Source organism: Flavobacterium sp. FPG59, from assembly GCF_002150205.1.
GTDB lineage: Bacteria > Bacteroidota > Bacteroidia > Flavobacteriales > Flavobacteriaceae > Flavobacterium.
Map to the genome: position 1 here is coordinate 1 of NZ_MTCA01000012.1, position 12,972 is coordinate 12,972.

Consider the following 12,972-nt stretch of genomic DNA (forward strand, 5'->3'; position numbering starts at 1 on the left):
CCTAATTTCATATTCTTATATATTTGATAAAATTATTTTTCAATAAAAAAACTTCCTGTAGCCAACCGCCACAGGAAATTTTAGGATTTAATTACGCTTTTGCGATTAACGCAACTACTACTGCGAAAAGTGCAACACCCTCAATAAGTGCAGCAGCGATAATCATAGCAGTTTGGATTTTTCCAGCAGCTTCTGGCTGACGAGCGATAGCATCCATTGCAGAACCACCAATTTTTCCAATTCCTAGACCTGCTCCGATTACTGCTAATCCAGCTCCAATTCCAGCTAATACCATAATAGTAAATTTATATAGTTAATAATTAATAAAACTCAAATTAATGATGGTCGTGCTCAGCAACAGCTTGACCAATAAACAATGCTGACAACAATGTAAATACATACGCTTGTAATGCAGCAACTAACATTTCTAGAACACTCATGAATAATACAAAAGCTCCAGATATAGGTGATACCCACACCGTTTCAAAAATAAAAATTAATGAAATTAAACTCAAGATGATAATGTGACCTGCTGTAATGTTTGCAAATAAACGAATCATCAATGCGAAAGGTTTAGTAAGCATCCCTATGATTTCTACAGGAATCATAATAGGATATAATGCTTTAGGTACTGGTGGCGTTAATATGTGTCCCCAATAATCTTTATTACCACTTAATGTTGTTACTATAAAAGTAATAAATGCCAATACGAAAGTAAAATAGATATTACCAGTTAAGTTAGAACTAAATGGGAAAAACGGAATTAAACCTATTAAGTTATTGATCCATATAAAAAAGAAGATAGTCAATAAATAAGGCATGAACTTCGCATATTTTTTTGTTCCAATATTAGGAATTGCAATTTCATCTCTCACATAAGTTACAAGTGGCTCTAAGAAACCAGCAATGCCTTTAGGTGCCATTTGGTTTTTATTGTAAGAACGTGCTACTATTAAAAATAAAATAAACAAAACGATAGCCGACATCAACATTGAAAAAACATTCTTAGTGATTGAAAAATCAAGCGGTCTAGCATCAAATTCAAAACCACCTAATTCTTTTTGCTCTTCGGTAAGTGTTTCAAATTTATCTGCGTAATAAATCACTTCTTCATGACGTACCAGTTTTTGACCGTTTACATCAATTATGTGGTGCCCATCATTATCATGGTGAAACTGCTCTGATGAAAAAATTTCTAAACCATTATTAGTCCATAAAATTACAGGCAAGTAAAATGTTATAGGATGACCATTCCAATCAGCAATATGAAATTCATGAGAATCCCCTATGTGGTCATTAATAAGCTCTGTAGCATTAAATTCTTTTTTCTCAGAATGACCCGATTCTCCATGTGGCGCTGCAACTGTAGCTGCACTTTCAGTATGGTTTTGAAGACTATCCGCGTTTGCATTTGCGAAAGTAACCAATGGCATACACGCTAGAAAAGTTACTAACAGGAATTGAAGTGATTTTTTTGAAATTACCATTATTAATTGAGTATCTGATTTAACGTTTTTAAAATTTTTTGCAAAGGTACATATTTAATTGAAAATTGAAAATTATAATGATGATTTTAAAAAATGAATTTTACAATCGGATTGCATTATTTTCAAGTAACTTATCTTTTATTTATCAATCGTATTGAAAATACAGTTTCAAAAAACAAAAATAGGAAATACGGGATAAAGAATGCAGCGATATCTAAATTAGTTTCTCTCCCCTCTGCTTGAATCAACGGTATTAAAAAAACAACCGATGCCATCATTTTAAAAAACGTAATACCCATAAAAGCAAACCCTGTATATTCAGGGAATTTTGAATGAACAAAAAGCAGTATTATATATAGGAGTAAAGAAGATACAAATTGAAACAAATAGATACTCCAAGTTGTGTAAAAAAAATCGTGTTGAGATCCTAAAGCCGTTGTTGCATATTGCTGTGCAAAATACAATAGTATAGTAAAGGGTATACAATATTTTAAAAACGTAATTAATTTGCTCATTTATTATTTTTATTAATGTTGTTCACCTGACGTATGACATTATATAGTCCTACAAAAACAGAAAATAAAGATAGCCCAATAGTAAACCAAGGGGTTGTTCCATGAGTATATTTTCCGTCCAGCCATATTCCTAAATAAGTGAATAAAAAAATGACAATCCCCATTTGAAAAGGGATTCCCATAAATAAAAGCCACTTATTAACATTACTGTTTTTTGGTTCCTTTTTCACTGTCATTTGGTGTTTGACTTGTATTCATCATTTTCATGGTACAAGTAGCCGTAAAATCAGCTCCGGGTTCTACAGAAAGTTTCCCTACAAGTACTTCACCATTAATACGTGCGGTTGCTTTAATGTTTAAAAGTTCGGTTACTTGAATTTTACCTTCAAATTTTCCTTCTATATCAGCACTTTTACAAATTATGTCTCCTTTTACACTACCCAAGGGACCAATAACAATTTTACCCTCTGAATGAAAATTGCCAATTAAATTTCCATCTAGTCTAAAATCAGCCTTAGAAGATATGTCTCCAGTGATTGTTGTAGCTTCTACAATTCTATTTGTTTTACCTAAAAGATCAGTGTATGGTTTTTGCTTTTTATCAAACATAGTTTATTTTTTTAGACCTAAATAAGCCTCAAGATTTTTTTTAATTTGAATTACTTTATAATTATCATTGCTAATCACAATGGCATTTGGCACATTCCCAGTAGGTTTTAATGCTAGTATTTTTGTTGTGATGTTCGTTGCAAATGCACTAGAATTAAATCCGTGGATTGTGATGAAATTTTCTTTTTCATTATAGACATCAAATGAGAAAGATAATACAGTTAGATCGTTATCTTTTATAAATTTGGTTAATTTATCCGTTAAGAGCTTAGTGGCTTCGGCATCTTTTTTCCCTACGGTGTACAATACTTTCCACTTACCGCTTTCTGTTGTCTTGAAATCTATTTTTTCTAAAAATGGAATTTGCTCTTTTAAGGTAAGCACTGCACTCTTACCTTCTTCACTATTTGGATAATTGTCAGCAACATCTTGTAACGCATTTTTAAAAGCCGTTACTCCTCTTAGTTTACCTATGGTATTGGCCTTAAGCAATTCAAATTTTGAAACAATTGGGTCTCCTGAAAATTGTGTAATTAATGGGTCTATGTTTTCTAATACTGTTACGTAGTCTTCATTCTGGAAAATTCTATACCATTTGTTATACGTTGTTTCTGGAGTTTCCTCTACAGTTACTGAGCTTGAGCTGGTATTGCTTATAATTTGAGTATAGCGGGAATTAGGGAATTGAGTTTCTATTTTTTGTTTTATAGCTGTTGCTTTACTCACATCGGTAATTTGGTATAATTTATACAAATTGTAAAGTGATGGCAATACTAGTTTTTCCTCAGGATTGTTTAAAAGTAATTGCTCTAACTTGGCTATTGCCAATTGATTTTCTTTGAATTTCTCTTTGTAGATTATTCCTAATTGATAGTATGCCTCATTTCGGTCTTTATTTAACTTATCCAAGTCGGCTTGTTCAGTAGGCAATTTCTTGATGTAAAAATCAGTAGTGAATTGCTCCGCAACGGCTGTAGTTGTTTCTTCTGCTGCGCTTGTAAGTGGCGAATTAGTATCACCGTTTGCTGAACTTGCATTTGAGGTAGCTTTTACGATTCTCCAATTGCCTATGGCTTCTCTATCACCCCAATTTTTTTTAAATTCTACTTTTCCAAAAGCTACTGTATTGGGATTGTAAAAATAAAAGGTGCTGAGCGCTTGTTGTGAAATAGGTGCATTCCCTGATGGCGGAAGCATAGCGTTTCTTCCTCCAGGGAGAACTGGGCTTAAATTTGTAGCTGGATCTGGTGAATTAATCGATGAATTTGCCGCTATATTGTCAGCAATGCGTTTGTTTTTTTCTTCTAGTATTCGTTTTTGTTCTTCTTTTTCTTTGAGTACCGCAATGTGTTTTTCATAATATGCAATTCTATCTGGTGTACTCATGGCTACCACCCGCAGGATACTGTCATTTCTATTGGCAATGGTTTCATATAAAATAACCTCATCAAGATCTGTTCTAATTTTCTTGATTTTTGCAAACTCTCTAGTCTTATCATTAAGTTTTACCAGCGTACTATCATAATACTTAGCTGCAATAGGATATTTTGTATTTCTAAAATACATATTACCCAGATTTCTATAGTTTGAAGCTACTAGGTAAGGATCTTTAGAATTTGATTTTAAGGATTCATTATACAACGCAACTGCTTGTTCTTGGTTGTTTTGCTTGTCATGAAATAAAGCCATTTGATGAAAAATCAAATCTTTAAATGGGCGGTTTTCTCGGTCATTTATTAATTTGTCAAAGGTTTTAGTGAACAATGCTACATCTCCTTTTTGATAATCAAAAAGTGTTGCTTTTTTTGCCTGTGCTTGAATAACAAACTTGCGCTCCGCTTTTCTGTTCATGTCAATGACTGTTTGGTACATTGCTACGGCACTATCTTTATGTCCTAACTCTTGATATAACTGCCCTAAAATAAAACGGTATCTTGCTCTTTCTTGATTAATTCTTGTGAAATCTATGGCTAGTTTTAATTTGGCCACAGCACTATCTTTTTGTTCTTGATTTAAAAAAGATGAAGCCAAAAGGGCATTTGCATCTGCAAAAACTTGTTTTTTTACTTCGTGATCCTTTAATAATTTGCTAATATTCTTGATAACAAGTGGGTCATTGCCCAAACGCATATTGGTTTTTTCACGCCAAATCTTAGCTTCGTAAATTTTACTACTGTTAGGATATTTGTAAAGAATGTAATTGAATGCATCAAGAGCTGGTATAAACCTTTGATCATAATATCTGGCTTTTCCTAGCATGAGGTACGCCTCATCTATTTGCATATTTTTTTCTCTGCCATTAATGTTCATGGAGTGTTTTTGAATGGCCTTAGTCGCTTTGGTTTCGGCCAATTCAAAATCAGGGTTTTTAGCTTTGTTTGAAGCTGAAAATTCCTCTGAAATTTGCATTTTTTCTATGGGTAGAATATTCCAAAAATTATCATCGCTGTTATCGTTGACAGTTTTTATGCCTTTGTCTAAGGCTATTTGTCCGTTGTAAAGGATGTTGTATTCAGTACTTAAGGCATGGGAATTTCTAGAAATGAAGGTATCTTTTTTTGTAGAACAGGCTACAAAAAAAGTAAGAAGTAACCCGAGAGATAATGTTTTAAATATATTGATTTTCAATGGAAAACGTTTTTATCAATTAACTATGAAATACACCTTTTAGTATATGAACTTGTAAAAATACATTTCTTTTTGATAACGTGAAAATTATGATGCTTTATTTGGTTAATGTGTGTGCGTAAGGGATTGCAGCGGCATCCTTTATTTTTTTCTTTAAAAAAATAAAGATATAGCGAAAAGCCCGACCCGAGGTCTCGTTTTACTGAACGAGACTGAGAGTTACGCCCAAAAGAAAACGCTAATTCATTTTGTAGATATTCTCCTGGGAGCCTCTCTTAAGCGAATTAACGTTGTCTATTTTATAGAGCTGTTGTGCTGAATTTATACGGCAAAAAACTGCTCTAATTCTTGTAAGGTTTCTGGTGATGTTTGAATGTCTTTGACCACGTTTCCTTTGTGCATGGCTACAATCCTGTCACTAACCTCAACGGTATGTTGCAAATCATGGCTGGACACAAGGACGGTCACGTTAGGATCATCGGCTAGATCTTTGATGATTTTTTTCAATCGGAATTGTGTGGTTGGGTCTAAATTAGCAAACGGTTCGTCTAGAATCACTACTTCGGGACTACCAATAAGAGTGGCAATGATCCCTACTTTTTTCTGATTTCCTTTTGATAAATCGCGTAAATATTTTTTGTTTTTAAGGATTTCACCGTTGAAAAACTCTTCATGTTTGGCTAGTAAAACATCAACATCGGCTTTGTTTTGACCGCGTAAATCGCCAATGAAATAAAAATATTCTTCGGGAGTTAGGTATCCAATCAAGAAGCTTTCGTCTAGGAACGATGCTGTAAAAGGTTTCCAGGCTTCGCTGGTATTGACTTGTACGCCATGGTTGATGATGTTTCCTGATGAGGGCTGGATCAAATCTAAAAGCAGACTGAAAAAAGTGGTTTTTCCAGCGCCGTTGTTTCCTACTAAGCCAAAGCTTTCGCCTTTTTTTATTTCTAATGAGTCTATTTTTAATACGGTTGTTCCGTTATATGTTTTTGATAAGTTGTTTACTTGTATCATTTTTTGAAGTTTTATAGGTTGGTTTGTTGTTGCTTGAATTGCTTAATCTATTTTTTAAACCATTAAGGGATTAAGAAAATTAAGCACCATTGCATTAAATTATCTTTATGAATCTTATCCTTTTTGTTTGTAAGCCGCTATGGTAGCGTATTTTTCTGATTTATATGTTTTTTCAATCAATGAAAATGCTTTTTCTTTGAATGCAAAACCTATTACACCTAGGGCTGCTACTAGCGCTAAACCTATAGTTGGACTGCCATATTTAGACCCAAGCCAATACAATAATACAGGTAATCCTAGTTGTGGTATGGAGATGAGCATGGTTTTTACATTGAAGGCTTTTTTATCTCCAAAAGCACCTTTTCCTGAACTTAAATCAATAGGTGTTTTAGTATACGCTCCTCCTAATAACACAAGATGTGAGTTGACACCAATGTTATAAATGGCACCCACAATAATGGTTAAGTAAACTTGTACACCAAAATAAAGATAGAACGAAGCAATAACTGTAGTAACAATGGTAGCAATTACCATTAACCACCATTTTGAACTCAAATAGCCTTTGTACGGAATATTTTGTGTCATCATGAGCTGGTAATACGAGCTATCCCAACTCGGCACAAATTGACCGAAAGTAATTAAGAATCCACCTGAAACTATAATCCCGCCCAAAATTTTCATGGTAGGATTGCTGTACATAGGAATTGCATTACTAAAAAATAGCAAACCGTAAACAAGAAACATAACGCTAAGTCCAACCGTAGTTTTAGACCGTTTGTTTCTTTTAATCAATTTGATATCATTTTTCAAGAAAGTTCCGATTGATCCAAACTGGTTCAACCAAGTTAGCTCTTCTGTTTTGGCCTCATCGTGTTTACTAGATAAACCTGCGTCTAGGTACAGGTTATTTTTGAAATATTGAAAAGTAACATAATACAAAACAACTAGTGCAACAACTGGTATTAAAAATGCCCAATAGGTATTGAAAAGTGCATTAAACAACGGAGCTACATAAGCTGTAATATCAAATATACCATAATAATGCAATCCTCCTAAAACAGCTGTAATTCCTAAAAACAAGGCAAATAAATTATCTTTATTGCTCAACAATATGTTGATGAAATTATTACAATAGAATAAAGAATAAACGGCCAAGAACCAAAAGACAACTGATGCAGGATCATATCCTTCTATAAGTAATACTATACTAAAAGGAATTAAAAAGAAGGCATGAATAATGTTGAAAAAAGACAAAATAGTTTTCCCTAGAGAGAAATGAACAATAGTTGATTTATTGATGGGGAAAATCAACAAAGGGCGAATATTGAGCACTGGAATTTTTTGAAGTATCAAGCGGATAATTAAATCCATGATTACATAGTAAAATAGGAATTGATTTACCGCTACCACAGGATCTAGTTTCATTTTCTTCAGGATATAAAATGCTCCTACCCCTACTCCTAGGAAAATTAAAATAAAATAAGCGGCTAAAAAACCCATCAGGATTTTTAGTGCCAAATTAGATGCGAAGGAAGCTGACCTAGTGAAAGCTTTCCACTCGAGATAAAGGAATTTTGAAATCATAATTTGGTTTTTTGGTTTGCTAGTAAGTAGATCGAAATAAAAAAATGTTACAATTTTTCGTATTTATATTCTGGGTAGGTTTGTTCCAGATAGGTTTGTGTTTTGGATGGGATCATTTTAAAAATGATGAAAAGAGCGACAGATAGTAACACTAAAACAAAGCTTATTACTAGTAAAAAATAATCATTAGTTATATCAGTATCAACACGATTGAATATTTGTAAAATAATGTTGAACGGTAGAAGTATGGCACCAGAAAAAGCGCCGTATTGATTGATAATTTCTTCAAACAACCATCTTTTTTGTTGCGATTTCTTTTTTTTATTTCTTAGCCTCTGTGATTTAATCATCTCATAAAGTGTAAAACCAAACAGTGAAAGATATAAACCAATGATAGTCCACTCTTGATAGGTACTTGCTTTTAAAATGATAAATAATAAAAAAGTCATTGCAAGAGTTAAAACAATTTTAGGAATACCAAAATACTCTTTGAAGTGCTCCCAAACCAGACTATTGTATTTTTTTCCCAAAGCAGCTTGGCGACTTTCTACAACATCCATAAATCCAAAAACCCCAAATTTCTTGAATTCTTTATTCAAGACTTCGTCAAAAGTCAATTTAGGATTTTGTTGCCATTCGATTTCGATAGCGTTTGCCAAATGATCTACTAATTCTGTTTGCAGATCATAGTATTCCACATAATGTTGGCGGGTAAAAAGATAAAGTTGGTTTATTTGTTCGGTGGTTAGTTTCATGAAAATTCGATTATTATTATTTTTTGATGATGTCTTTAAAGTTTAATCCTAGTTTGTTAAGATACTTAGTACCTCAGCATGAAAACTTTATGGGAACATTTGCTGCTAAAATTAGTTATATATTAAAATTTATTTTTCCCTACAATACTACATTTGCTCATTCTAATTGCCTCATTCTTATTATTTGTCATGCTGAGGAACGAAGCATCTCAACGATTAAGTGCAAACAAATCATCAAGGAAACCTAAGTCAGGATTTATGGTTTTTATTAAAGCTATTTTCTTATCTCTCTTCCAGCCTTTAATTTCTTTTTCTCTTGCAATTGCTAATTGAATCCATGTAAACTTCTCGAAATACAACAGGTGAAAAACCTTGTATTTGCTTGTAAATGAGTCTGGATTCAAGGAGTCTTTGTGCTGCTGTAGCCTTACCTTCAAATTATTTGTCACGCCCGTGTACAAGACTGTTTTAGCTTTGTTAGTTAAGATGTAAACATAATAGGTATGATAACCTTCTCGATACTCGATCATGGCTTTCTCTTTTAAATAAATTCCTAGTTTGTAGAGATGCTTCGTACCTCAGCATGACAAATTTGTAGGAGTGATTTTTACTAAAATTAATTATCCTTAAAAATTTACTTTACCCTTCAATATTACATTTACTCATTCTACTTGCTTCATTCTCATTATTTGTTATACTGAGGAACGAAGCATCTCAACCATTAAGGGCTAACAAATCATCTAGAAAATCCAATTCAGGATTTATGGTTTTACAAGCGATAATTTCTTTGTAAATTCGAAATGTTTGTATGCTAGTTTCAAGTAAATTCCGGTGATGAAAATGTAAACTATGGCTGCGAAAACCGATACGAAAGCAATTTTAACATCTGGATGATTTACTTTAACTGGAAATAAACCAATCCCCATCATAAGTAAAAAGATCATTATGCCAGCGCTTTTTTTCTTCATCAAATAACTATAAGTAGTTTGGTGTTTTGACTTCCAAATTAAAATCCAAGCCAGAGCAACCAACCCAAATTCTAAAAGAACTAATGATCTGAGGGTTACTTGAATATCAGCAAGAAACAATCCCAGGCTTGAGTTTCTGACAAAAAGCAAGAATACGAGCGTAAGCAAAGATGAAGTTGCAATTGCGGTTAAAAATTGTCTTTTCACTATTTTGTGGCATTTGACAGTCATTATTCTTGGGTTTGTAAAACCTATAAATCCCGAAAAGGATGGTTTAAATTCTGGCTCCCATTTTTCAAGAACTTCCTTAAAAGCAACATCAAAAGCACAATTTGCATTCTGCATTTTCTCTTCTATTTCAGTAGCGATATGATCTAAAACTTCTACTTTCAAATCGTCAAAATTCAGTCCTTTTGCTATTAAAATTTGATTGATACATTCTATTTGTTCGGTGGTTAGTTTCATCTTCTAAAGATTAATTCAGTTGGTATTGTTTTTTAACTTTTGCTGTATGTTTTATATCAAGATAGACTCCTGTTGCGCAAAACAAAAGTCCAATGACCCAAATACAAATAAGCGGTATAATCAAGAGATGATTCTGCTGGATTTCATCTTTAAATCCATTAGACAAGTTAATTCCTATTTGGGGAAATGACAATATGCTGGTTAAACTTAAAGAATAGTAACTTACTGCTAAAAACCGTTTACCTTGAATTTTATAATTCCTAATAAAGTGATACAGTCCCGGAATTGCAGAAACTAATAACAATGCAAACAAAACCTGAAGGTATTTACTAGGTTTCTCAAAGAAAAAAGAACCTTGGTAGGCGAGAATTCCTAAAAGAATACATCCAATAATTTTGGGGAATTTTAAAAATTCAGCAATCATTTTTCGTTGACTTCTATTGTATTCCTTTTGCAACATACGTTTTCTTTCCTCTACAATAGATTTAAAACTAGAATGCCCTACAAACTTACTTTCAGCATACTGCTTGACTTGATGAAAAGTAAGTTCAGGATCTTTATCCCAAATCTCCTCCATACTAGTAACCATGTGATCTGTAAATTCTACCTGCAATTCATACCATTTGATATCTAAGGATTTGATGTAATTGGATACATATTCTATTTGTTCGGCGGTTAGTTTCATAAAATAAAGGCTAAACTAATTTCAATTTTTTTTCGATTTTAAAATGTTCACTAGCCAACATTAATTGAAAGAAAGAGTATATAAATAGACTACATAATAATATACAGCCTACTAGATTTAGTAAAAAAGAATTAGTAGCATCAAAATGCTTCAATGGATTGTTATAAATGTTTAACGGTACACAAAATAAAAAAACGAGCCAACCCCTGAAAAGAAACAATCTTCCGTACATAGTTTTAATTGAAGATCTCCAAATAAAGATCATACTTATACTGGTACACAGTATTAATATGGTGTAAGTTACTTGTAAAGCCAAACTAATAGCTTTAAAGGTTTCTTTTTGAAATGTATTTGAAACTATAAAAGCTAGTAGAGACCCGAAAACAAGAGCTAAAAAAAATACATATAAAGCTTCTCTTTTAGAATAAGTGACTAATCTGTCAACTACAAATCGAGGTGCTTTAAAAAATGCTCCTAGCCAATTACTACTAGATGAAATTTCTAATGCACTTTTCCATTTCTCAAAAACTGATTTAAAGACAATGTCAAAAGAAATTTCTTCCTGACTCATTATTTCTTCAATTTCTGATGCTATGTGGTCAATTATTTCTAGCTTCACATCTTGATAAACAAGACCGTTTAAAACTAAAGTTTCTTCTATTTGGGCTATTTGTTCGGTGGTTAATTTCATCTTGAAAAAATTAAAATTCTAAACTTGGCTTAGGGTTCACTAAACTCTGCATGTTTCTGATGAAATCTTCGAGTTCTGAGAGTCGGTTTACGGTTTCCTTTTCACCTGCTTCGGTTAGTTTGTAATACTTGCGCATGCGGTTGTCTACTTTTTCAATTTCAACATCCAAAATTCCTTCGGCCTCAAGTTTGTGCAAGGCAGGATACAAAGCACCTTCAGTAATATTCAACTCGCCAGCGGTAATCGCTTTTACTTTCTGAGTGATTTCATAGCCGTACATCTTGCCGTTTTCTTCTAGCAATTTCATGATAATCGTATTCAGACTTCCTTTGTACAATTGTGAGTTTTTCATTTTCATTTTCTTTTGGAAAAACAAATATACATAAGATTCTTATACATAAAACTTCTAGGTATGTAAATTTTCAATTACTTTAATTTAACTTACCTATTGACTTTAGTATCTTTGTAAAAAAAATTATCACATGTCGTCTTTTTTAAAACTTATTATAAAAGAAGTAAAACGCGAAACTAAAGATGCAGTTTCCATACTTTTTAACGTACCACAAGAATTAAAAGCCAATTATGCTTTTATTGCCGGTCAATATTTGAACTTAAAACTAACCCTTGACGGTCAAGAAATTCGCAGAGCCTACTCTATTTGTTCTTCGCCTGAAAGTGATGAACTTCGAATTGCTGTTAAAGCCGTTCCTAATGGTTTGTTCTCGCAATTTGCTAACACCAAACTCCAAGCGGGTGACGTTCTTGAAGTAGGAACTCCGGAAGGAAAATTTACTTTTGAACCTCAGGCTGATCGCCAACGCAACTACGCTGCTTTTGCGGCAGGAAGTGGAATTACACCCGTGATGTCGATCTTAAAATCGGTTTTACACAACGAGCCAAACAGTACTTTTGTTTTGGTTTATGGCAACAAATCACCTGAAGACACTATTTTTCATCAAGAATTACACGATTTGCAATTACAATATGTAGGTCGTTTGTTTGTGCATTATGTGTACAGTCAAGCTAAAGTTGAAAATGCTTTGTTTGGTCGTATCGAAAAATCAAGCGTGAATTTTGTTTTAAACACAAAACACAAAGAACTTGAGTTTTCTAAATTCTATTTGTGCGGACCTGAGGAAATGATCAATACCGTTTCTGGAGTATTAAAAGAGCACAATGTAAAAGAATCAAATATTAAATTTGAATTGTTTGCTACTTCAAGTCAAGTAAACGAGATTCAGAAATCATTGGGCGGTCATTCAAAAATTACTGTTTTGGTAGATGACGAAGAGACTACTTTTGAAATGTCGCAAAAGCAAACAGTTCTAGATGCCGCTTTAAAACAAGGAATTGATGCTCCATACTCTTGCCAAGGCGGAATTTGCAGCAGCTGCTTGGCTCGTGTTACCTCTGGAACTGCTGAGATGTCTAAGAATTCTATCCTTACAGATAAAGAAATTGCCGATGGTTTGATACTTACCTGTCAAGCGCATCCTACATCGGATACTATTTATGTAGATTATGATGATGTTTAAAAAGTAATTATCCAATATTAAAAATTCCAAATA

Annotated in this window: 15 protein-coding genes; 1 reads left to right on the forward strand and 14 read right to left on the reverse strand. The window is 33.1% G+C overall.

The features are described 5' to 3' along the window. Positions 1-91: 91 nt before the first annotated feature. The 14 genes from atpE to FPG59_RS02545 form a co-directional block, all read right to left on the reverse strand. Complete coding sequence (atpE, locus tag FPG59_RS02480; protein ID WP_086453039.1) at positions 92-295, reverse strand: ATP synthase F0 subunit C; 204 nt, start codon at positions 293-295, stop codon at positions 92-94. Between the two features lie 40 nt (positions 296-335). Beyond that, the gene (gene atpB / locus FPG59_RS02485) at positions 336-1,487 is read right to left on the reverse strand and encodes a F0F1 ATP synthase subunit A (protein ID WP_086453040.1); all 1,152 of its coding nucleotides are present in this window, start codon (positions 1,485-1,487) and stop codon (positions 336-338) included. Between the two features lie 131 nt (positions 1,488-1,618). Next, complete coding sequence (locus FPG59_RS02490) at positions 1,619-2,002, reverse strand: hypothetical protein (protein WP_140344582.1); 384 nt, start codon at positions 2,000-2,002, stop codon at positions 1,619-1,621. Further along, the gene (locus tag FPG59_RS02495) at positions 1,999-2,238 is read right to left on the reverse strand and encodes an AtpZ/AtpI family protein (RefSeq protein WP_086453042.1); all 240 of its coding nucleotides are present in this window, start codon (positions 2,236-2,238) and stop codon (positions 1,999-2,001) included. Before FPG59_RS02495 ends, FPG59_RS02490 begins: the two co-directional genes overlap by 4 nt. Further along, the gene (locus FPG59_RS02500) at positions 2,207-2,611 is read right to left on the reverse strand and encodes a polymer-forming cytoskeletal protein (RefSeq protein ID WP_086453043.1); all 405 of its coding nucleotides are present in this window, start codon (positions 2,609-2,611) and stop codon (positions 2,207-2,209) included. The genes FPG59_RS02495 and FPG59_RS02500 overlap by 32 nt, the downstream gene beginning before the upstream one ends. Before the next feature lie 3 nt (positions 2,612-2,614). Next, positions 2,615-5,239, reverse strand: a complete 2,625-nt coding sequence (locus FPG59_RS02505) for a tetratricopeptide repeat protein (RefSeq protein ID WP_086453044.1) — start codon at positions 5,237-5,239, stop codon at positions 2,615-2,617. A 321-nt stretch (positions 5,240-5,560) separates the two neighbouring features. Further along, positions 5,561-6,256 carry an ABC transporter ATP-binding protein gene (locus FPG59_RS02510; RefSeq protein WP_086453045.1) on the reverse strand — a complete coding sequence of 232 codons (696 nt, stop codon included), beginning with the start codon at positions 6,254-6,256 and terminating at the stop codon, positions 5,561-5,563. A gap of 114 nt (positions 6,257-6,370) precedes the next feature. Then, positions 6,371-7,840: a DUF5687 family protein gene (locus FPG59_RS02515; protein WP_086453046.1), complete on the reverse strand. Its 1,470-nt coding sequence runs from the start codon at positions 7,838-7,840 to the stop codon at positions 6,371-6,373. Positions 7,841-7,887: 47 nt separating this feature from the next. Next, positions 7,888-8,595 (reverse strand): hypothetical protein, encoded by a 708-nt coding sequence (locus tag FPG59_RS02520; protein ID WP_086453047.1) that lies wholly within the window; start codon positions 8,593-8,595, stop codon positions 7,888-7,890. Between the two features lie 209 nt (positions 8,596-8,804). Continuing rightward, entirely contained in the window at positions 8,805-9,125 is a 321-nt protein-coding gene (locus tag FPG59_RS02525) for a GIY-YIG nuclease family protein (RefSeq protein WP_086453048.1), read from the reverse strand. A gap of 231 nt (positions 9,126-9,356) precedes the next feature. Then, positions 9,357-10,028: a hypothetical protein gene (locus tag FPG59_RS02530; protein WP_086453049.1), complete on the reverse strand. Its 672-nt coding sequence runs from the start codon at positions 10,026-10,028 to the stop codon at positions 9,357-9,359. 10 nt (positions 10,029-10,038) lie between these two features. After that, positions 10,039-10,713, reverse strand: coding sequence for a hypothetical protein (locus FPG59_RS02535; RefSeq protein WP_086453050.1), 675 nt, complete (start codon positions 10,711-10,713; stop codon positions 10,039-10,041). A 10-nt stretch (positions 10,714-10,723) separates the two neighbouring features. Further along, entirely contained in the window at positions 10,724-11,404 is a 681-nt protein-coding gene (locus FPG59_RS02540; protein ID WP_086453051.1) for a hypothetical protein, read from the reverse strand. A gap of 10 nt (positions 11,405-11,414) precedes the next feature. Beyond that, entirely contained in the window at positions 11,415-11,756 is a 342-nt protein-coding gene (locus FPG59_RS02545; RefSeq protein WP_086453071.1) for a PadR family transcriptional regulator, read from the reverse strand. Between the two features lie 130 nt (positions 11,757-11,886). Here FPG59_RS02545 and FPG59_RS02550 point away from each other — a divergent pair, with 130 nt between their 5' ends. After that, the gene (locus tag FPG59_RS02550) at positions 11,887-12,939 is read left to right on the forward strand and encodes a ferredoxin--NADP reductase (protein ID WP_086453052.1); all 1,053 of its coding nucleotides are present in this window, start codon (positions 11,887-11,889) and stop codon (positions 12,937-12,939) included. Positions 12,940-12,972 lie beyond the last annotated feature (33 nt).